Here is a 19,161-nt window from a genome sequence, read left to right as displayed (position 1 = left end):
CGCGCCCGCTCCCGCGCCCACTTCCGCTCCCGCGCCCGCTCCTTGCGGCGGACCACCCTCACACCGGCCCGAACCGGTAGCCGAAGCCCCGTACCGTCTGGATGTAGCGCGGCCGCGCCGGAATGTCCTCGATCTTGGCGCGGAGCCTGCCCACCGCCGCGTCCACGAGGCGGGAGTCCCCGAGGAAGCCGTGCTCCCACACGGACTGGAGCAGTTGTTCGCGGCTGAAGACGTGCGCCGGGGACGCCGAGAGTTCCAGGAGCAGGCGCAGTTCGGTGGGCGGCAGGGCGATCGGCGCGCCGCGCTTGGCGACGGTGAGCCCGGCACGGTCGATGACGAGGCCCGCGTGGTCCTCGCCGCGTGCCGCCTGGGAGGGTTCGGCCCGGCGCAGCGCCGCCCGGATCCTCGCTTCGAGGACGGGCGCGGTCACCGGCTTGACCACGTAGTCGTCGGCGCCCGCCTCCAGGCCCCGCACGATGTCGGTGTCGTCGCCGCGCGCGGTCAGCATGATCACGGGCACCGTGGAGCCGCCCTCGCGCAGCCGTCGGCAGACCTCGAAGCCGTCGATGCCGGGCAGCATCAGGTCGAGCACGGCGAGTTCGACGGCCGTGCCCCCCGGGTCGGCGAGGAGGGCGAGGGCGTCCTCACCGGTGGCGGCCGTGGCGACGTCGTAGCCGTGCCTGCGCAGCACCAGTTCCATGCCGTCACGCACGGACACGTCGTCCTCGATCAGCAGTACATGGGCCATGCGGCCGATTATGCGCGAGGGTTTGCCCTGTTCAGGCCGGTCGCGGGGGCCAGGACGGGCGTTCTCGCGCATTGTTACGTGCTCATCATGCGGCCATGGACCGGCCACCATGTACGGGCCCGACGGTGGTCCGCATGAGCATCCACACCGCTTCCCGGGGCTCCGCCGCCCGAAGCTCCCTGAGCCCCGCCGCCCGGCGCACGGCGTCCCGGCGCACCACCCGCCTCCGCGTCGCCGCGGCCGTCGCCGCCCCCCTCCTCGCCCTCTGCGTCGCCTGCGGCGGCGGGGAGGACGGCGTCAAGGACGAGGGGGTCGCCTCCGCCCCCGAGGAGCCGACCGCGGACGGGGCCTCCGGCAAGGGCGAGGGGAAGGACGGCGGCCAGGGCAAGGACGACTCCAAGCCCGCCACCGAGGGCAAGAGCGCCTTCTACGACGCCCAGCTGACCTACGTCCGCTGCATGCGCACCAAGGGCGGCCTGAAGGACTACCCCGACCCGAAGCTGAGCGGCTACCTGGACTGGTCGAAGATCGACAAGATCGTCGACCCGAAGGGCCACGGCGAGGAGTACAAGGGCGGCAAGAACGGCGTCTGCGCCGACGAGTTCGTCGCCGCCTCGGACCTGGCGCCCAAGCGCGACGCGCAGAAGGACTACGAGTCGATGCTGGCGCACGCCAAGTGCATGCGCGACAACGGCGTCTCCAAGTTCACCAACCCCACGATGTCCGGCGGCAACGTCGTCCCCGGCGGCGACCCCAGCCCCGCGGACCCGGCGCTCGACCAGGGCTCACCCGCGTACAAGCAGGCCCGCGAGGCGTGCAAGGGCAAGCTGCTCGAGGGCCTGGACGGGATGCAGTAGATGAAGCGGCGTACGGGAATCCTCGTCGGCGGCGTCGCCGCGGCCGCCGTGGCGGTGGGCGCGGGCGCCCTGGCGTACGGGGGCGGCGACGCGGGCGGCGGCCGGTCCGAGCGGCCGCCCGCCACCACCACCGTCACCCGGACCGACCTCGTGCTGTCCAAGACCGTCGACGGGAAGATCGACTACGCGCGGCGCCGCGCCGTGAAGTCCGCCGTCCCCGGCACGGTGACGGTCGCGGCCCGCGAGGGCGCCACCGTCACCCGCGGGCAGGCCCTCTACGAGCTGGACGACAAGCCCGTCACGCTCCTGTACGGCCCGGTGCCCGCGTTCCGCGAGATGAAGGTCAGCGCCCGCGGCAGCGACGTACTGGAACTGGAGCGCAATCTCGTCGCGCTCGGCTACGGCGGCGGCCTGTACGTCGACCCGCGCTACGACCGGGCCACGGCCGCCGCCGTCAAGCGGTGGCAGAGGTCCCTCAACCGGACGCCGACCGGCAGGGTCGGCAAGGGGGACGTCGTCTTCCAGCCCGAGCAGGTCAAGGTCGTCCGCGCGGACGCGGCCCTCGCCGACCAGGTCGGCCCGGACACGGCCGCCCTCACCGTCGCCTCCACCAAGCCCGTCGTCCGCGCCCAGCTCGACCAGACCGACGCCTCGCTCACCGCGAGGGGCACCAAGGTCGAGGTGGCCCTGCCCAGCGGCACCACCAAGCGCGGCCGGGTCACCGGAACCGTCAAGCCGGAGGGCTCCGGCGAGGAGGAGGCCGGGGACACCATCACCGTCGAGGTCTCCCTGGACGGCGGCGCGGCGGCGGCCTCCGGCGAGGACGCCAGGGCCACGGCGAGCGTGAAGTTCGTCAGCGAGAGCCGCGAGGACGTCCTGACCGTCCCGGTCGAGGCGGTCGTCGCGCTGCGCGGCACGGACGGCGGCTACGGCCTCCAGCTCGTCGAGGGCCGCACGTCCCGGATGGTGCGGGTCGAGACAGGGATGACGGCCGACGGGCGCATCGAGGTCAGCGGCCCCCGGATCAAGGAGGGGCTGACGGTGGGGGTGGCCACGGAATGACGAACTCCACGCCCGGCTCGGCACCGGGCTCCACGTCCGACCCCTCGTCCGGCCCCTCGTCCGGCCCCTCGTCCGACCCCACACCCGGCTCCGCGCCCGTCGGCTGCGCCCCCGTCGTCGAACTGCGCGACGTCACCAAGTCGTACGCCGGTGACGTGCACGCCCTGCGCGGCGTCAGCCTCACCGTCGGCGCGGGCGAACTCCTCGCCGTCGTCGGCCCTTCGGGGTCCGGCAAGTCCACGATGCTCCACGTCGTCGGCACGCTCGACGCGCCCACGGCGGGCACGGTCCGCGTGGCCGGGTACGACGTGGGGCGCCTGTCGGACGCGCAGTTGTCCGCGCTGCGCGCCCGCCACATCGGCTTCGTGTTCCAGCACTTCCACCTGGCGGCGGGCCGCGACGCCGTCGACAACGTCGCGGACGGACTCCTGTACGCGGGCGTGCCCCGCAGACAGCGCCGCGCCCGCGCCCGCGCCGCCCTGGAGCGGGTCCGGCTCGGCCACCGCCTCGGGCACCGGCCCGCCGAGCTGTCCGGCGGCGAGAAGCAGCGCGTGGCCATCGCCCGCGCGCTGGTCGGCGACCCGGACCTGCTGCTCGCCGACGAGCCGACCGGCGCCCTGGACAGCGCGTCCGGCGAGGTCGTCATGGAGCTCCTGCACGAGCTGAACGCGGCGGGCACGACGATCTGCGTGATCACCCACGACCAGGAGATCGCGGACTCGCTGCCGCGCCGGGTCCGGTTCCGGGACGGCGAGATCGTGTCCGACTCCCGCTGCCAGGAGGCGATGTCACGATGACGCCCGCGCCCCGGCCCGAGCCGTCCCGACGCAAGCCGCCCCGGCTGAGGCCCTCCCGACCCAAGCCCTCCCGGCTCAGGCCCTCCCCGCTCGCGCCCCGCGACATCCTGCGCCTCAGCGCCGTCGGCCTGCGCGCCCGGCGGGCCCGGGTCGTCCTGTCCGCCCTCGGCATCGCCATCGGGATCGCCACGATGGTCGCCGTGGTGGGCCTGTCCCAGTCGAGCAAGTCGGACCTGATGGCGCAGTTGGACCGGCTCGGCACGAACCTCCTCACCGTCGAGGCCGGCGAGGACAGACAGGGCAGGGAGCTGAAGCTGCCGAAGTCGGCGGTGGCGATGGTCGAGCGCGTCGGGCCCGTCCAGCACGCCACGGCGACCGGGAACGTCGACGCCAGGATCCGGCGCAGCGACGTGGTGCCCGAGGAGCGGACGGCGGGCGTCACCGCCCAGGCGGCCCGCACCGACCTCCTCGACGCCCTCAACGCCCGCGTGGCCAAGGGGATCTGGCTGAACAAGGCCAACGAACGGCTGCCCGTCACCGTCCTCGGCTCGGTCGCCGCGGAGCGCCTCGGCATCACCGAGCCGGGCGGGAAGATCATGATGAACGACGAGTACGTCGTCGTGGTCGGCATCCTTCAGCCCGTGGAGCTCGTCCCCACCCTGGACCGGGTCGCGATGATCGGCTTCCCGGCCGCGGCGAAGCACTTCCGCTTCGACGGCCACCCCTCGATGATCTTCGAGCGGTCCCCGGACGGGACGGTCGAGGACGTCAGGGCCGTCCTCGCCCGCACGGTCAGCCCCGGCTCCGACGGGTCCGTCAAGGTCTCCCGGCCCTCGGACGCGCTCGCCGCGAAGGCCGCCACCGACAAGGGCCTGACCAGCCTGATGCTCGGCCTGGGCGCGGTGGCGCTCCTGGTCGGCGGGGTCGGCGTGGCCAACACCATGGTCATCTCGGTCCTGGAGCGCCGCCAGGAGATCGGCCTGCGGCGCGCGCTCGGCGCCACCAGGAACGCGGTCCGGCTCCAGTTCCTCACGGAGTCCCTGCTGCTCTCGGCGCTCGGCGGCGCGGCGGGCGCGGCGCTCGGGACAGTGGCGACGTTCGGCTTCGCCCTCGCGCAGGGCTGGACGGCGGTGGTCCCGCCGTGGTCGGTGGCGGCCGGGTTCGCGGCGACGCTGTTCATCGGCGTGCTCGCGGGTCTCTATCCGGCGGTACGGGCCTCGCGGCTGCACCCGACGGTCGCCCTGAACGCCACGTGAGGGGGCGCCCAGCGCCTTGGGCCCGGACACGCGCCCCCGGCCCCCGTGCCGTCGGGCCGCTACGCCCCCCGGCCCTTACGCCTCCCGCTCTGACGTCTCCCGCCCCTTGCGCCGCCGCAGCCCCGCCTCCGTCAGCCGCCGCACCAGCTCCTTGGACCCGACCTCGACCGCCCCCGCCCGCACCGCGTCCCCGTACCGGTGCGCGGGCAGGTCGTAGTGGTCCCGCTCGAAGGCCCGCTCCGGCACGCCGATCCGCGCGGCGAACGCGTGCAGTTCCTCGTACGAGACGTCGCTGACCAGGTGCGACCACAGGCGGCCGTGGCCGGGCCAGACGGGCGGGTCGATGTAGAGGGTCACCGGCGCACCGACCCGAGCGAGCCGACGGCGGCGACCGTCACGCCCGCCTTCGCGCACACCCAGTGCGGATCGGCGCCCAACTCCGGCTCCACGTCCAGCGCGTGCGGGTCGCCCGAGCCGCACACCGGGCACAGCGGCCAGCGTCCGTACCGCTCCAGGAGGGCGTCCTGCACGTCCTGCGCGACGAGCCCGGCGACGAAGTCGACGCCCTCGGGCCACTGCTCGACCCACCAGCGGCGCTGCGCCACGGAATCCTCGACGAACGACACCACGTCCGGCTCGGCGACCTCGTCCGCGACCAGGTCGGCGAGGACGAGCGCGCGGGCCGCGTGCAGCGCCCGCTCCAGCGGGCCGACGGGGACGGAGGATGCGGAGGAGTCCATACAGCCATTGTGCGCCCCGCCGCGCGCCGGGCGGTCCGGGGGCGACGGCGGCCCGGGCCCCGCGGGCCCGGGGACGTCGGGGGTCTTGACCCGCCCCGGGCCCGAAAATATCTTTCAAGAGTGACCCATGACGTGAAGGAAATTTTCGTGGGCGGAGCGCCCCCGGCCCCGGCCGCCCTCGCGGCCAAGGTCCGCACGCTCGCGCCGTCGATGACCCGCTCCATGCAGCGGGTCGCCGAGGCCGTCGCGGGCGACCCGGCAGGCACCGCCGCCCTCACCGTCACCGGTCTCGCCGAGCTGACCGGCACCAGCGAGGCCACGGTGGTCCGCACCGCCCGCCTCCTCGGCTACCCCGGCTACCGCGATCTGCGCCTGGCCCTCGCCGGGCTCGCCGCCCAGCAGCAGTCGGGCCGCGCCCCCGCCGTCACCGCCGACATCGCCGTGGACGACCCCATCGCGGACGTGGTGGCGAAGCTCGCCTACGACGAGCAGCAGACCCTCGCCGACACCGCCGCCGGGCTCGACACCGTCCAGCTCGGCGCGGCCGTCAGCGCGCTGGCCGCGGCCCGCCGCGTGGAGGTGTACGGCGTCGCCGCGTCCGGGCTCGTCGCCCAGGACCTCGTACAGAAGCTGCTGCGCATCGGGCAGGTCGCGCACGCGCACTCCGATCCGCACCTGGCCGTCACCAACGCGGTGACGCTCCGCGCCAAGGACGTCGCCATCGCGATCACGCACTCCGGGTCCACCGGTGACGTCATCGAGCCGCTGCGGGTCGCCTTCGAGCACGGCGCGACCACCGTCGCGATCACGGGACGGCCCGACGGCCTCGTCTCCCAGTACGCCGATCACATACTGACCACGTCCACCGCCCGCGAGAGCGAGCTGCGGCCCGCCGCGATGTCTTCCAGGACCAGTCAGCTCCTGGTCGTGGACTGCCTGTTCGTGGGTGTGGCTCAGCGGACCTATGAGACCGCGGCGCCCGCGCTCGCCGCTTCGTACGAGGCTCTGGCCCACCGGCACAGCCCTCGCGGGGGCGCCGGCAGTCGTTGACAGCGCCCTCGGCGTGGGCGGGCGCCGATCGGCCTTCGGCCTCGTCCTCAAGCGCCGGACGGGCTATCAATACCCACCGCCGCACCGCACCCCGCCCGTATCCCCTCCCCCGAAAGAGCCGCACCCCTATGACCTCCACGCCCACAGGGCCCGCCGCCTACGGCGAACTCCGTGCCCAGTTGGAGACCCTCACCACCGAGGCGTTCCGGCCCGAGCTCTCCGAGATCGACCGGCTGCCCACGGCGGAGATCGCCGCGATCATGAACGGCGAGGACGCCTCCGTGCCCACGGCCGTCGCCGCGCAGGTGCCGCGGATCGCCGCCGCCATCGACGCGACCGCCGAGCGCATGGCCCGCGGCGGGCGGCTCGTCTACGCGGGCGCGGGCACCGCGGGGCGGCTCGGGGTGCTCGACGCCTCCGAGTGCCCGCCGACGTTCAACACCGACCCGGGCGACGTCGTCGGCCTCATCGCGGGCGGCCCCTCCGCCGTGATCACCTCGATCGAGGGCGCCGAGGACCGCAAGGACCTGGCCGCCGCGGACCTGGACGCGCTCGGCCTCACCGCCGACGACACCGTGGTCGGCGTCTCCGCCTCCGGCCGCACGCCCTACGCCATCGGCGCCGTCGAGCACGCCCGCGCCCGCGGCGCCCTGACCATCGGCCTGTCCTGCAACGCCGACAGCGCCCTCGCCGCCGCGGCCGAGCACGGCATCGAGGTCGTCGTCGGGCCCGAACTCCTCACCGGCTCCACCCGGTTGAAGGCGGGCACGGCCCAGAAGCTCGTCCTCAACATGCTGTCGACGATCACGATGATCCGCCTCGGCAAGACGTACGGGAACCTGATGGTCGACGTGCGCGCCTCCAACGAGAAGCTGCGCGCCCGCTCCCGCCGCATCGTCGCCCTCGCCACCGGCGCCTCCGACGAGGAGATCGAGGCGGCCCTCACGGCCACCGACGGCGAGGTCAAGAACGCCATCCTCACCCTCCTCGGCTCCGTCGACGGCCCCACGGCGGCCCGCCTCCTCGACGAGTCGAACGGCCACCTCCGCGCGGCGCTCGACAACTCCCGTACGAAGTGAACTCCCGCACGAAGTGAACTCCCGTATGCCACAGGGGCTGTTGGGGCCTGGTGGACTCCGGATTTACGGCGCGAAAGTCATCTTACGGAGCGTACGGGCCCTCACGAGGATGCCCTTGACCGTCAGCTGGTGACGCTCAAGGGAGGGAAACGCGCATGCCCGAGCAGAACGCGCCCACCGAAACCCAGGCCCAGGAGGCCCTGCGCGCCGCGCCGCCGATCATTCTCGCCCCGGGTCCCCGGGAGGCCCCGACCCAGCTCCCGCCCGTGCCGCACGACGTCTGGGAGCTGCCCGGCGGCACCGCCTGGGTGTACCGGGGCGAGGGCAACAGCGCCCTGACCCGCCCCGTGCTCCTCGCCGACGGCTTCAACACGGGGCCGAGCACCGCCGAGTTCTCCTGGAACGCGCTGGAGTTCAGCGCCGCGTACCCGCTCCTGAGCGAACTGCGCAGGCGCGGCAGGGACGTCGTCCTGGTCGGCTTCCAGGAGCGCAGCGCGTCGATCCTCGACAACGCGCAGGCCGCGATCGCCGCCATCCGGCGCGCCAACGCCGAGCGCGTGGGCAAGCACCCGCTGGCCGTCGGCGGCTTCAGCATGGGCGGACTCGTCACGCGGTACGCCCTGGCCAGGATGGAGGCCGAGCCCGACGGGGACGACCACGAGACGCAGCTCTACTTCTCGTACGACAGCCCGCACCGCGGCGCCTGGATCCCCATCGGACTGCAGGCCTTCGCGCACTACATCCGCAAGCTCGACGCCCGGTTCTCGAACCAGATGAACAGCCCCGCCGCCCGGCAGCTGCTCGCCCAGCACATCGCCGAGTGGCAGGACAGCCCCGCCCCGGACAAGGAACGCGAGGAGTTCCTCGCCGAGCTGGGGCGCGTCCACCACTGGCCGCGGCGGCCCCGGAAGATCGGCGTCGCCAACGGCGTCGGCACGGGTGAGGGCAACGGCATCCGGCCCGGCGTGGACGCCGTGAAGGGCAAGGGCATCGGCATCGTCGGCACCGACCTCAACACCCAGTCCGCGGGCGACGACCAGCTCGTGGCCACGCTCCGCGTCATCACCCTGAAGAAGCCGGAGATCCGCACTTCCGGCCTGCCCGAGTTCGACGGCGCGCCCGGCGGCACCCTGGAGGGCTTCGGCATCCTCGCCGACAGCCTGAACCAGGTCTTCGGCCTCGGCGTCGACGTGCCCGTCCGCGAGCACTGCTTCGTGCCCGCGGTCAGCGCCGTCGCCATCCGCGACGTCCACACGCAGGACGACCTCTACACCGACATCGGCACCCTCGCCCCCGAGGACAGCGAGCTCGACGAGTTCAAGGTCGCCTCCCACAACGAGCCCCACACCCACATCACCGAGGAGCTGTGCACCTGGATCCTGGACCGCCTGCCGTAGCCGAAGGGCGGGCACCCGCCCGCGGTGGCGGCCGTCGCGGGGCGGCTGCCGCCGCGGGCACGGGGGTCAGCCCGCCCATCTCCCCGACAGGAACGTCACCGCGAACAGCGTGCTCAGCGGCGCGAGCACGCACAGGCCCGCGTACGCGCGCCACGGCGCCCGCAGGCTCCACGCGGCCAGGCCCGTCCACAGCGGCCACCACAGCAGCGTCGCGCGGGGCACGGACGTGTACCAGTACGAGGTGCCGAGCGCCCACAGGTTCAGGGCGATGTACGCCGCCTCCGGCCACCGCCCGCGCCACAGCAGCCCGCCGAGCAGCGCCAGCCCGACGACCATGGCGGCGAGTTCGACCTGGGACATCAGGGCGTACCCGGTGGAGCAGCGGCCGTCGAACGCCGCGTTCCAGGTGTTGCCCCAGGCCTCCCACGGCGGGTGGAAGGTGCGGTACCAGCCGCGTTCCTGGGCGTGCTTCCAGGCCATCCAGTCGCCGGTGCGGTCGTACAGGTACAGCGTGTACGCGAGCGCGGGCAGCGCGGGCAGCGCCAGCCAGGGCAGTCGGCGCCAGTCGCGGCGGCCGTCCCGGGCGAGGAGGAAGTCGACGGCCAGGGCGGCGGCGAGGAACAGGCCGCTGACGCGGGTCGCCGTGGCGCACGCGGCGAGCGTCGCCGCGAGCCGCCAGCGGCCCGACCTGGCGGCGAGCCAGGCGGGCAACGCGAAGGCGAGGAAGAGGGATTCGGAGTAGCCCGCGGCGAGGAAGACGGCGCAGGGCGAGAGGAGGACGACGAGGACGGCACGCCGGGCGAGGGCCTCCGCGCCCCCGAGCCGGACCACTGTCCCCGCCCCCGGCCCCACTCCGGCACCCGTGCCCCCGCCCGCGCCTTTGTCCGTCCCCGCCCCCGGCCCCGCACCGACACCGGTGCCCTTGCCCGCCCCCGCACCACCGCGCCTGCCCTCGCCCACCCCCGCACCACCGCCCGTACCCCTGCCCACCCCCGCACCACCGCGCCTGCCCCTGCCCACCCCCGCGAGCTTCGCCACCCGGGCCAGCGCCAGCATCGCGACCGCGCCCGAGACCAGCGAGATCAGCAGCCCGGCCGCCACCCAGTCCGGCACGACGAGCCGCACCGCCCGCAGCGCCAGCGGAAACCCGGGGAAGAACGCCTCCTCGTTCTCCAGGCCGTCCGCGTACCCCGGCGCGGGCCCGAAGTAGCCGTACTCCGCTATGTGCCGGAAGTGCGTCCAGTCCCACTGCTCCCACACCGAGAACAGCCCGGGCGCCTTCTTGGCACGGGAGTTCGCGGGAAACAGCCACCCCACGCAGTACCCGGTGACGAACAGCCCCACCCGCGTGCCCAGATACACCTGGAGCACGAAGCGGTCGGTCGCGTCGAGCCGCCCCGCGAGCCGCCGCAGCACCGCCCGCCCGCCACCGGGCCGCCGCCGCTCCCGCTCCCGGACGTCGGGCCAGGGCGGGCGCGGGGAGGGCCGGGTGGCGGTGGTCGCCGGTGCCGCGGGCATGCGTGGTCTCCGTTCGGGCGCGCGAAATCGCCCGGCGGCGCGCGGTGCGCCGCCGGTCGGGGGTGCTGCGGGGGTGCCGGTTACGGGCGGGTGGCGGTGACGGGCGAGGTGCGGCTACGGGCCGGGGTGCCACGGCGAGCGCGTCACGGGCCCGGGGGATCAGCCGGGGTCGTCCGTCGTGTCCGACGTCGGGGGCGGTGTGGTCCGCGCGCCCCGGTACGGAGTCTCGGTCGCGCCCAGGGTGCCGGTGGTCGGGGGCGGGGTGCTCGGGGGGTGCGTCGGCGAGCGGCTCGGGTCGGCGCCGGTGTCGGTGTCGGTGTCGGTGTCGGCCGAACTGCCGGAGGTGCCGGTGGTGGTGGGCGGCCCGCTGGCGTCGGGGGGCTCGGTGGTCTCGGTCGGGCCGGGCGAGGACGAGGTGTCGGTGGGGTCGGGCACGGGGTCGCCGGAGGAGGGCGCGGGGCGCGGGGCGCGGGTGTCGGCCGGGGACACCCGCTCCTCGGACCCGGCGAGCCCGGCGGCGACCGCGCCGCCCATGCCGCCGCACAGCAGCACGGCGCCGGCCGCGAGCACGGCGAACCTGCGCCGCCGCACCCGCTCGCCGCGGGCCGTGACCACGGGCGCGGGCGCCGGGTCGGTGCCGCGCTCCGCCGCCGCGGCCAACTCCCTGAGCGCGTCCGCCAGCGGATCGTCGTGGTGGTGCTCAGTCACCGTGCGCCTCCTGGGTACGAGGGTCCTGCAAGCGGTCGGCCAGTGCGGCCCGCCCCCGGGACAGATGCGTCTTGACCGTGCCGGTGGACTGGCCCGTCTCCGCGGCGATCTGCTCCACCGACAGATCGCAGATGTAGTGCAGCGCCACCGTCCTGCGCTGCTGCGGGGACAGCCCCTTCAGCGCCTCGACGAGGACCACGGAACCGGGGTCGGGCGCGCCCGCGGGCGGCGCGCCGCCGTGCCGCTGCCAGGCCTGCTCGGTGCGCCGCCGCCCGTGCCAACGGCGCACGGCGAGGCGCCAGGCCACGGTGCGGATCCACGCCTCGGGCGAAGCCTCCTTCACCAGGCGCCCACGCCTGCTCCATGCCTTGACGAACGCCTCCTGCACGACGTCCTGCGCCTCCTGGAGGTCGCCGAGCATCACGTACAGCTGGCCGGTGAGCCGTCGGACCGCGTGGGCGTAGAACTCCTCGAACTCCTCAGCGGTCAATGACGTGCTCCCCATCTGGTCGGTACACCTTCTCTAGACCGGCGGGGGTGCGTCCGGTTGACACCGGTCGCGAGATTTCTTCCGGACCGGGAACGCCGAAGGGCGGCACCCCCTGAGACAGGGAGTGCCGCCCTCGTTCGCGTACTGCGACGAACCGCCGATCCTCGAGGGGATCAGAAGTCCATGTCACCGCCCGGCATGCCGCCCGGAGCGGCCGCGGCGGCCTTCTCCGGCTTGTCGGCGATGACGGCCTCGGTGGTGAGGAACAGCGCGGCGATGGACGCGGCGTTCTGCAGGGCGGAACGCGTGACCTTCGCCGGGTCGATGATGCCCTCGGCGATCATGTCGACGTACTCGCCGTTCGCGGCGTTCAGGCCGTGACCGACGGTCAGGTTGCGCACCTTCTCCACGACGACGCCGCCCTCGAGGCCGGCGTTGACCGCGATCTGCTTCAGCGGGGCCTCCAGGGCCAGCTTCACAGCGGCGGCGCCGGTGGCCTCGTCACCCTCGAGCTCCAGCTTCTCGAAGACCGAGGAGGCCTGCAGCAGGGCCACGCCACCACCGGCGACGATGCCCTCCTCGACGGCCGCCTTCGCGTTGCGAACGGCGTCCTCGATGCGGTGCTTGCGCTCCTTGAGCTCGACCTCGGTCGCGGCACCGGCCTTGATGACGGCCACGCCGCCCGCGAGCTTCGCCAGGCGCTCCTGGAGCTTCTCGCGGTCGTAGTCCGAGTCGCTGTTCTCGATCTCGGCGCGGATCTGGTTGACGCGGCCCTGGACCTGGTCGCTCTCACCGGCGCCGTCGACGATGGTCGTCTCGTCCTTGGTGATGACGACCTTGCGGGCGCGGCCGAGCAGGTCGAGACCGGCGTTCTCCAGCTTGAGGCCGACCTCCTCGGAGATGACCGTGCCACCGGTGAGGATGGCGATGTCGCCGAGCATGGCCTTGCGGCGGTCGCCGAAGCCCGGGGCCTTGACGGCGACGGACTTGAACGTGCCACGGATCTTGTTGACGACCAGCGTGGACAGGGCCTCGCCCTCGACGTCCTCGGCGATGATCAGCAGCGGCTTGCCGGACTGCATGACCTTCTCGAGGAGCGGAAGGAGGTCCTTCACGTTCGAGATCTTGGAGTTGACGATCAGGATGTACGGGTCATCCAGGGCCGCCTCCATGCGCTCCATGTCGGTCGCGAAGTACGCCGAGATGTAGCCCTTGTCGAAGCGCATGCCCTCGGTGAGCTCAAGCTCGAGACCGAAGGTCTGCGACTCCTCGACGGTGATGACGCCTTCCTTGCCGACCTTGTCCATGGCCTCGGCGATGAGCTCGCCGATCTGGGTGTCGGCGGCGGAGATGGAGGCGGTGGAAGCGATCTGCTCCTTGGTCTCCACGTCCTTGGCCTGCTCGAGCAGGGCGCCGGAGACGGCCTCGACGGCCTTCTCGATGCCGCGCTTGAGGGCCATCGGGTTGGCGCCGGCCGCGACGTTGCGCAGGCCTTCCTTGACGAGCGCCTGGGCGAGGACGGTCGCGGTCGTCGTGCCGTCACCGGCGACGTCGTCCGTCTTCTTCGCGACCTCCTTGACCAGCTCGGCGCCGATCTTCTCGTACGGGTCCTCGAGCTCGATCTCCTTGGCGATGGACACACCATCGTTGGTGATCGTGGGGGCGCCCCACTTCTTCTCGAGGACGACGTTGCGACCCTTGGGGCCCAGGGTCACCTTGACGGCGTCGGCGAGCTGGTTCATGCCGCGCTCGAGGCCGCGCCGTGCCTCCTCGTCGAACGCGATGATCTTGGCCATGTGAAGTGGTCCTCCCGGACGGGGTGGAAAAGCAAACGGACCGTGCTGGTGCCCGCGACGGACGGCCTGCGCGCCGTGTGGTTCCTTGCCCCACCCGGCCTGCGGACCTCACCGACCCGATCCAAGTTCTGTCACTCTCACTCGTAGAGTGCTAACGCCAATGATTAGCACTCGACCCCCTAGAGTGCAAGGTCGCCTCGAAGAGGCGACGATGAGGGGCGGCGGTCGGGAGACGGGCGGGCGCAAGGTCGCCCCCGGCTCCCGCGCGAGACACCCGCGCCCCGGCGCAACACCCCGATCTCGGAACGACGTAGGGCCCGCGCCCCGTTCCCGGGGTGCGGGCCCTACGTCTACTGCGTCGCGTCGGTGGCCGATCGCGTCAAGCCGCTCAGACGGCGAGCTTGACCATGTCCGCCTGCGGACCCTTCTGGCCCTGCGAGATCTCGAACTCGACTCGCTGACCTTCTTCCAGGGTGCGGTAGCCGTCCATCTGGATCGCGCTGTAGTGGACGAATACATCCGCACCACCGTCGACCGCGATGAAGCCATATCCCTTCTCCGCGTTGAACCACTTGACGGTGCCCTGAGCCATGCCTAACTCCCCTATTACTGGCCCTTGCGCAGACCCGCACTTCGCGGACCCGGGTCAGACCTCACCCCCCATGGGTTGGGGGTGTGCGCCGGAACGCGTCGACCGCGGCTGAATGTATCTGTCCAACTGCCCTCTGCAACAGGTCAATCGGACGAGAATTCTGGGCACGCGCTATCGGAGATTCCCGGAGAATTCCACGGAACTCAGGGCAAGTCGGGCCCGACAAATGCCGCATAGGGCTCAAATAGGCAGGACACTTTGGCTACTTCTTGTCGGCTCCGCGGCCGACTTCGAATATGCGCGCGGCACTGCGTACGCCGGAAACGGCGCTCCATTCCCAACTGTACCGCGCTCAACCATACAGAATTGCCCCCTCCGCTTCTCTCGCGGAGGGGGCAGTCCCGGTGACTCTGCGTGCGCTCAGCCGCCGGCGACGGCGGGAATGATCGAAACCCCGGCGCCGTCCGGCGTCGCGGTCTCCAGACCCTGCTCGAACCGCACGTCGTCGTCGTTCACGTACACGTTCACGAACCGCCGCAGCTTGCCCTGGTCGTCCAGGACCCGGGCGGCGATACCGGTGTGGTTCTTCTCCAGGTCGGCGATGACCTCACCGAGGGTCGCCCCCTCGGCGGCGACCTCGGCCTTGCCGCCGGTGTAGGTGCGAAGAATGGTGGGGATGCGGACGTTGACGCTCATGGGTTCACCTCAGGGGTACGGGGAGGACGGGGAGCGCCCCGTCAGGGGCGCGAGGAACTGCGCGAGGACGGACCACGACCCGCGGTCGGCAGCGGACCACAGGCCCTACGGCGACTAACCGGCAAGCCCCGCGGAGCGGAACGCGTCGAGGCTCGGCTTGATCGTGGCCGTCGCCTGGGACGTCTCGGCGACCGCGTCGAGCGTCTTGAGCCCGTCCCCGGTGTTGAGCACGACGGTGGTGAGCGAGGGGTCGATGAGGCCGGCCTCGATCAGCTTCTTCGCGACGCCGACGGTCACCCCGCCCGCGGTCTCCGCGAAGATCCCCTCCGTGCGCGCGAGCAGCTTGATCGCGTCGACGACCTGCTCGTCGTCGACGTCCTCCACCGCGCCACCCGTGCGGCGCGCGATGTCGAGGACGTACGGCCCGTCGGCCGGGTTGCCGATGGCCAGGGACTTGGCGATGGTGTCCGGCTTCTGCGGCCGCACGACGTCGTGGCCCGCCTTGAACGCGGTGGACACCGGCGAGCAGCCCTCCGCCTGCGCCCCGAAGATCTTGTACGGCTTGTCCTCGACGAGGCCGAGCGCGATCAGCTCCTTCAGACCCTTGTCGATCTTCGTGAGCTGGGAGCCGGAGGCGATGGGGATGACGAGCTGGTCGGGCAGGCGCCAGCCGAGCTGCTCGCAGATCTCGTACGCGAGGGTCTTGGAGCCCTCGCCGTAGTACGGCCGCAGGTTGACGTTGACGAAGCCCCAGCCCTCGCCGAGCGGGTCGCCGATCAGCTCGGAGCAGAAGCGGTTCACGTCGTCGTAGTTGCCCTCGATGCCGACGAGCTCCCCGCCGTACACCGCGGCCATGACGACCTTGCCCTGCTCCAGGTCGTGCGGGATGAACACGCAGGAGCGGAAGCCCGCGCGGGCGGCGGCGGCGCCGACGGCACCGGCGAGGTTGCCCGTGGAGGAGCAGGACAGGGTGGTGAAGCCGAAGGCGCGCGCGGCTTCGAGCGCCTGCGCGACGACGCGGTCCTTGAAGGAGTGCGTGGGGTTGCCCGAGTCGTCCTTGATGAACAGCTTGCCCTGCTCGACGCCGAGTTCGGCGGCGAGGTTGTCGGCCTTGACGAGCTTGGTCCAGCCCGGGTTCAGGTTCGGCTTGTCGGCCACGTCGGCGGGGACGGGAAGCAGCGGGGCGTACCGCCAGATGTTGGCGGGTCCTGACTCGATCCGCTTGCGCAGGCCCTCCGGGTCGCCGAGGGGAAGGTCGTAGGCGACTTCCAGGGGTCCGAAACACTCGGCGCAGGCGAAGATGGGGCCGAGGTCGAAGCGGGTTCCGCACTCGCGGCAGGAGAGACCGGAAGCGGGTCCGAGATCGACGGTGTCCGCGGAAGGCGTGGTGGTGGCGACAGTCTGCACAGCCATGGAGGCGAGGCCCTTTCTCCTCATCTTCCTCGCGGCGCATCTCGCCACGAGACGGAATTGGCACCTTCCCGAGCCGGGAGCCTCGCGGCGCGCGTTCGCGGCGACGAGACCGGCTGGAGGGTTGCCGGGGCTTCAACGGGCCGTATCCCTCTGCCCCTCTGGATGAGCGGTATTCGATTGTGACGCCCGGGACCCCCGACATGCGATGGTCACCGGCGTTGTTCAAGACTGTAACCGAAGCCTTGGACCCTTGAGATAGTCGTCCGATGCGCGAGATGGATCACAACCGGGAGGACGCGCGTGCTGGAAGAGGTCGAGCGCTGGCTGAGCAGGCGTTCCTGGTCCGTCGCCGACCGAGCGCCCGGCGCCCTGACAGCCGCCAAGCGTGACCTCGGCACCTCGGTGAGCGTGGTGCTGCCCGCCCTCGACGAGGAGGAGACGGTCGGCGGGATCGTCGCCGAGATCCGCAGGGAGCTGATGGAGCGGGTGCCGCTCGTCGACGAGCTCGTGGTGATCGACTCCGGCTCCGCGGACCGCACGGCCGAGGTGGCCGCGGCCGCCGGGGCCCGGGTGGTGCACCGGGACGCGATCCTGCCGCGGCTGCCCGCCGTGCCGGGCAAGGGCGAGGTCCTGTGGCGTTCCCTGCTGGTCACCCGCGGTGACATCGTGGCGTTCGTCGACGCGGACCTGAAGGAGTTCTCGGCGGACTTCGTCTCCGGCATCGTGGGGCCGCTCCTCACGGAGCCGGACGTGCAGTTCGTGAAGGCGATGTACGACCGCCCGATGACGGTGTCCGACGGCCCCGCGGCCGACGGCCCGGCGTCCGGCGCGACGGCCGGGCAGGGCGGCCGGGTCACCGAGCTGATGGCGCGGCCCCTGCTGAACATGCACTGGCCGCAGCTCGCGGGCTTCGTGCAGCCCCTCGGCGGCGAGTACGCGGCCCGCAGGTCGCTCCTCGAACGCCTCCCCTTCCCCGTCGGGTACGGCGTGGAGCTCGGCCTGCTCGTCGACGCGCTGCACACCGTGGGCCTGGACGCGCTCGCGCAGGTCGACGTGGGGGTGCGCAGGCACCGGCACCAGGACGGGCAGGCGCTCGGCCGGATGGCGGCGGCGATCTACCGCACCGCGCAGCTGCGGCTCGCCCGCGCCCATCTCGTACGCCCCGAGCTGACCCAGTTCGTCCGCGGCGAGCACGGCTTCGAGCCGCGGACGTACGCGGTGGACACGGAGGAGCGGCCGCCGATGGCGGAGGTGGCGGAGTACGCGGAGCGGCGGGTGGCCTGAGGGGGTGGGCGGGGGCGCCGGGCGGGCTGTGCCGGGGGCCGCGGGCAGGTCGTATACGGCCCGCCCGCCGTTCGCGCGCGGGGCGCGGAGGGGACGTCTCAGGCAGGGCCGCTCAGGGATGTGACGTTCCCCGGCCATACGTTTGAGCGTTTCCGCGAGCGGCTAGGTTTCGGCACATGGCTTCCCAGCAGGCGGGCGCAGCCCAGGTCCTCGTCGCGTCCAACCGCGGCCCGGTGACGTACTCCCTCGGCCCCGACGGGACGCTCGACGCCAAGCGCGGCGGCGGCGGGCTCGTCTCCGGGCTCAGCGCCATCGGCGACGAGGCCGACGCCCTGTGGGTGTGCTCGGCGCTCGGCGACGGCGACCGGGAGGCCGTGCGGCGCGGGGTCGGCGAGCCGGGGGTGCGGATGCTCGACATCGACGCCGCCGTGCACGCCGACGCGTACAACGGCGTCGCGAACTCGGTGCTCTGGTTCGTGCACCACATGCTGTACCAGACGCCCCTCGAACCCGCCTTCGGGCCGGAGTTCCGCGCCCAGTGGGCCGCGTACGAGACGTACAACCAGGCCTTCGCCGAGGCGCTCGCGCACGAGGCGGCGCCGGGCGCGGCCGTCCTCGTGCAGGACTACCACCTGGCGCTTGTCCCCGGCATGCTGCGCGAACTCCGCCCCGACCTGCGCATCGGGCACTTCTCGCACACGCCCTGGGCGCCCGTCGACTACTTCCGGCTGCTTCCCGACGACATCGCCGAGCGGCTCCTGCGCGGGATGCTCGGCGCGGACCGGCTCGGCTTCCTCACCGGGCGCTGGGCCGACGCCTTCACCGCGTGCTGCGTGGCCGTCCTCGGCGGGACGTCCGGGACCCGGATCGGGGTGCACGGACTCGGGGCCGACGCGGACTTCCTGCGGGAGCGGGCGCGGCGCCCCGACGTCGAGGAGCGCCTTGCCGCGCTGCGGGAGCAGATCGGGCCCGGCCGGAAGGTCATCGTCCGGGTGGACCGCACCGAGCTGTCCAAGAACATCGTGCGCGGACTGCACGCCTACGCACAGCTCCTCGCCGAGCGGCCCGAGTGGCGGGAGCGGGTCGTGCACGTCGCCTTCGCCTACCCGTCGCGGCAGGACCTCGCCGTCTACCGCGACTACACCGCGGAGGTGGCGCGGGTCGCCGACGCCATCAACTCCGCGTACGGCACCGACGGCTGGACGCCGGTCGTCCTCCACGTCAAGGACGACTTCGCCCGCTCCCTCGCCGCCTACCGGCTCGCCGACGTCGCCCTCGTCAACCCCATCCGGGACGGCATGAACCTCGTCGCCAAGGAGGTCCCCGTCGTCTCCGACGAGGGCTGCGCGCTCGTCCTCTCCCGGGAGGCCGGGGCCCACGAGGAGCTCTCCGAGGACGCGCTCACCATCAACCCGTACGACGTGTCCGCGACGGCCGCGGCGCTCCACGAGGCCCTCCTGATGCCCCGCGCGGAACGCGAGGAGCGCACCAAACGCCTGGCCGCGGCCGCCACCGCCCTCCCCCCGCCCCAGTGGTTCCTGGACCAACTCCAGTCCCTGACCACCCCCTGACCCCGCCGCTCCGCGCCGGATATCACCCACCCTCCCCCAAGCTCTCAAGGAGCAGGGGGGAGGGCGGGCGCAGCCCAGGCCGACGGCGTCATTTACGACGAGGGAAG

19 protein-coding genes and 1 riboswitch are annotated in these 19,161 nt (G+C 72.8%); of the genes, 9 read left to right on the top strand and 10 right to left on the bottom strand.

What is annotated here, in order from left to right:
• Window positions 1-58: 58 nt before the first annotated feature.
• Window positions 59-748 (bottom strand): response regulator, encoded by a 690-nt coding sequence (locus ACZ6BG_RS22975; RefSeq protein ID WP_469004325.1) that lies wholly within the window; start codon window positions 746-748, stop codon window positions 59-61.
• Between the two features lie 134 nt (window positions 749-882).
• On the opposite strand from ACZ6BG_RS22975, the gene ACZ6BG_RS22970 reads away from it, so the two are divergent.
• The 4 genes from ACZ6BG_RS22970 to ACZ6BG_RS22955 are packed head-to-tail and all read left to right on the top strand — an operon-like array spanning window position 883 to window position 4,720.
• Window positions 883-1,605, top strand: coding sequence for a hypothetical protein (locus ACZ6BG_RS22970; protein ID WP_469004323.1), 723 nt, complete (start codon window positions 883-885; stop codon window positions 1,603-1,605).
• Window positions 1,606-2,667, top strand: a complete 1,062-nt coding sequence (locus tag ACZ6BG_RS22965; protein ID WP_469004320.1) for a peptidoglycan-binding protein — start codon at window positions 1,606-1,608, stop codon at window positions 2,665-2,667.
• Complete coding sequence (locus ACZ6BG_RS22960) at window positions 2,664-3,464, top strand: ABC transporter ATP-binding protein (protein ID WP_469004318.1); 801 nt, start codon at window positions 2,664-2,666, stop codon at window positions 3,462-3,464. The genes ACZ6BG_RS22965 and ACZ6BG_RS22960 overlap by 4 nt, the downstream gene beginning before the upstream one ends.
• Window positions 3,461-4,720 carry an ABC transporter permease gene (locus ACZ6BG_RS22955; protein ID WP_469004316.1) on the top strand — a complete coding sequence of 420 codons (1,260 nt, stop codon included), beginning with the start codon at window positions 3,461-3,463 and terminating at the stop codon, window positions 4,718-4,720. The genes ACZ6BG_RS22960 and ACZ6BG_RS22955 overlap by 4 nt, the downstream gene beginning before the upstream one ends.
• Before the next feature lie 75 nt (window positions 4,721-4,795).
• On the opposite strand, the gene ACZ6BG_RS22950 is transcribed toward ACZ6BG_RS22955, so the two are convergent.
• Window positions 4,796-5,077, bottom strand: coding sequence for a DUF4031 domain-containing protein (locus ACZ6BG_RS22950; RefSeq protein ID WP_469004314.1), 282 nt, complete (start codon window positions 5,075-5,077; stop codon window positions 4,796-4,798).
• Window positions 5,074-5,460 (bottom strand): hypothetical protein, encoded by a 387-nt coding sequence (locus tag ACZ6BG_RS22945; RefSeq protein WP_468457410.1) that lies wholly within the window; start codon window positions 5,458-5,460, stop codon window positions 5,074-5,076. Before ACZ6BG_RS22945 ends, ACZ6BG_RS22950 begins: the two co-directional genes overlap by 4 nt.
• 120 nt (window positions 5,461-5,580) lie before the next feature.
• On the opposite strand from ACZ6BG_RS22945, the gene ACZ6BG_RS22940 reads away from it, so the two are divergent.
• The 3 genes from ACZ6BG_RS22940 to ACZ6BG_RS22930 all read left to right on the top strand — a co-directional run bounded on the left by ACZ6BG_RS22940 (window position 5,581) and on the right by ACZ6BG_RS22930 (window position 8,986).
• Window positions 5,581-6,510, top strand: coding sequence for a MurR/RpiR family transcriptional regulator (locus ACZ6BG_RS22940; protein WP_469004312.1), 930 nt, complete (start codon window positions 5,581-5,583; stop codon window positions 6,508-6,510).
• A gap of 128 nt (window positions 6,511-6,638) precedes the next feature.
• Complete coding sequence (gene murQ / locus ACZ6BG_RS22935; protein ID WP_469004309.1) at window positions 6,639-7,589, top strand: N-acetylmuramic acid 6-phosphate etherase; 951 nt, start codon at window positions 6,639-6,641, stop codon at window positions 7,587-7,589.
• 155 nt (window positions 7,590-7,744) lie between these two features.
• Entirely contained in the window at window positions 7,745-8,986 is a 1,242-nt protein-coding gene (locus ACZ6BG_RS22930) for a lipase family protein (RefSeq protein WP_469004307.1), read from the top strand.
• 66 nt (window positions 8,987-9,052) lie between these two features.
• On the opposite strand, the gene ACZ6BG_RS22925 is transcribed toward ACZ6BG_RS22930, so the two are convergent.
• The 7 genes from ACZ6BG_RS22925 to thrC all read right to left on the bottom strand — a co-directional run bounded on the left by ACZ6BG_RS22925 (window position 9,053) and on the right by thrC (window position 16,223).
• Window positions 9,053-10,504, bottom strand: a complete 1,452-nt coding sequence (locus ACZ6BG_RS22925) for a mannosyltransferase family protein (protein ID WP_469004303.1) — start codon at window positions 10,502-10,504, stop codon at window positions 9,053-9,055.
• 159 nt (window positions 10,505-10,663) lie between these two features.
• A complete protein-coding gene (locus ACZ6BG_RS22920) occupies window positions 10,664-11,212 on the bottom strand; it encodes a hypothetical protein (protein ID WP_469004301.1) in 549 nt (182 codons plus the stop codon).
• Window positions 11,205-11,702, bottom strand: coding sequence for a SigE family RNA polymerase sigma factor (locus tag ACZ6BG_RS22915; protein ID WP_469004299.1), 498 nt, complete (start codon window positions 11,700-11,702; stop codon window positions 11,205-11,207). Before ACZ6BG_RS22915 ends, ACZ6BG_RS22920 begins: the two co-directional genes overlap by 8 nt.
• Window positions 11,703-11,875: 173 nt before the next feature.
• Window positions 11,876-13,498 (bottom strand): chaperonin GroEL, encoded by a 1,623-nt coding sequence (groL, locus tag ACZ6BG_RS22910; protein ID WP_468457422.1) that lies wholly within the window; start codon window positions 13,496-13,498, stop codon window positions 11,876-11,878.
• Window positions 13,499-13,886: 388 nt separating this feature from the next.
• On the bottom strand, window positions 13,887-14,090 hold the full coding sequence (locus tag ACZ6BG_RS22905) for a cold-shock protein (RefSeq protein ID WP_005315736.1): 204 nt from the start codon (window positions 14,088-14,090) through the stop codon (window positions 13,887-13,889).
• Between the two features lie 420 nt (window positions 14,091-14,510).
• The gene (locus ACZ6BG_RS22900; protein WP_150169311.1) at window positions 14,511-14,786 is read right to left on the bottom strand and encodes a ubiquitin-like small modifier protein 1; all 276 of its coding nucleotides are present in this window, start codon (window positions 14,784-14,786) and stop codon (window positions 14,511-14,513) included.
• A 114-nt stretch (window positions 14,787-14,900) separates the two neighbouring features.
• The gene (thrC, locus tag ACZ6BG_RS22895) at window positions 14,901-16,223 is read right to left on the bottom strand and encodes a threonine synthase (protein WP_469004296.1); all 1,323 of its coding nucleotides are present in this window, start codon (window positions 16,221-16,223) and stop codon (window positions 14,901-14,903) included.
• Window positions 16,217-16,368: riboswitch (SAM riboswitch) on the bottom strand. (Overlaps the previous gene by 7 nt.)
• A gap of 131 nt (window positions 16,369-16,499) precedes the next feature.
• Between thrC and ACZ6BG_RS22890 the strand changes: the two genes are divergently transcribed.
• Both ACZ6BG_RS22890 and ACZ6BG_RS22885 read left to right on the top strand, forming a co-directional pair.
• Window positions 16,500-17,483 carry a glucosyl-3-phosphoglycerate synthase gene (locus ACZ6BG_RS22890; RefSeq protein ID WP_469004293.1) on the top strand — a complete coding sequence of 328 codons (984 nt, stop codon included), beginning with the start codon at window positions 16,500-16,502 and terminating at the stop codon, window positions 17,481-17,483.
• A gap of 176 nt (window positions 17,484-17,659) precedes the next feature.
• Window positions 17,660-19,054 carry an alpha,alpha-trehalose-phosphate synthase (UDP-forming) gene (locus ACZ6BG_RS22885; RefSeq protein ID WP_469004289.1) on the top strand — a complete coding sequence of 465 codons (1,395 nt, stop codon included), beginning with the start codon at window positions 17,660-17,662 and terminating at the stop codon, window positions 19,052-19,054.
• The last annotated feature ends 107 nt before the right edge of the window (window positions 19,055-19,161 follow it).

The sequence above is a fragment of the Streptomyces sp. NPDC041205 genome (assembly GCF_055591765.1).
The sequence above is the reverse complement of the archived record's forward strand: the minus strand, read 5'-3'. Positions and strand labels throughout refer to the sequence as shown.

Excerpts from the sequence above, each read along its gene's own strand:
- ACZ6BG_RS22975 (WP_469004325.1), bottom strand. The coding sequence starts at position 748 with ATGGCCCATGTACTGCTGATCGAGGACGACGTGTCCGTGCGTGACGGC.
- ACZ6BG_RS22970 (WP_469004323.1), top strand. The coding sequence starts at position 883 with ATGAGCATCCACACCGCTTCCCGGGGCTCCGCCGCCCGAAGCTCCCTG.
- ACZ6BG_RS22965 (WP_469004320.1), top strand. The coding sequence starts at position 1,606 with ATGAAGCGGCGTACGGGAATCCTCGTCGGCGGCGTCGCCGCGGCCGCC.
- ACZ6BG_RS22960 (WP_469004318.1), top strand. The coding sequence starts at position 2,664 with ATGACGAACTCCACGCCCGGCTCGGCACCGGGCTCCACGTCCGACCCC.
- ACZ6BG_RS22955 (WP_469004316.1), top strand. The coding sequence starts at position 3,461 with ATGACGCCCGCGCCCCGGCCCGAGCCGTCCCGACGCAAGCCGCCCCGG.
- ACZ6BG_RS22945 (WP_468457410.1), bottom strand. The coding sequence starts at position 5,460 with ATGGACTCCTCCGCATCCTCCGTCCCCGTCGGCCCGCTGGAGCGGGCG.
- murQ (WP_469004309.1), top strand. The coding sequence starts at position 6,639 with ATGACCTCCACGCCCACAGGGCCCGCCGCCTACGGCGAACTCCGTGCC.
- ACZ6BG_RS22930 (WP_469004307.1), top strand. The coding sequence starts at position 7,745 with ATGCCCGAGCAGAACGCGCCCACCGAAACCCAGGCCCAGGAGGCCCTG.
- ACZ6BG_RS22925 (WP_469004303.1), bottom strand. The coding sequence starts at position 10,504 with ATGCCCGCGGCACCGGCGACCACCGCCACCCGGCCCTCCCCGCGCCCG.
- groL (WP_468457422.1), bottom strand. The coding sequence starts at position 13,498 with ATGGCCAAGATCATCGCGTTCGACGAGGAGGCACGGCGCGGCCTCGAG.
- ACZ6BG_RS22905 (WP_005315736.1), bottom strand. The coding sequence starts at position 14,090 with ATGGCTCAGGGCACCGTCAAGTGGTTCAACGCGGAGAAGGGATATGGC.
- ACZ6BG_RS22900 (WP_150169311.1), bottom strand. The coding sequence starts at position 14,786 with ATGAGCGTCAACGTCCGCATCCCCACCATTCTTCGCACCTACACCGGC.
- thrC (WP_469004296.1), bottom strand. The coding sequence starts at position 16,223 with ATGAGGAGAAAGGGCCTCGCCTCCATGGCTGTGCAGACTGTCGCCACC.
- ACZ6BG_RS22885 (WP_469004289.1), top strand. The coding sequence starts at position 17,660 with ATGGCTTCCCAGCAGGCGGGCGCAGCCCAGGTCCTCGTCGCGTCCAAC.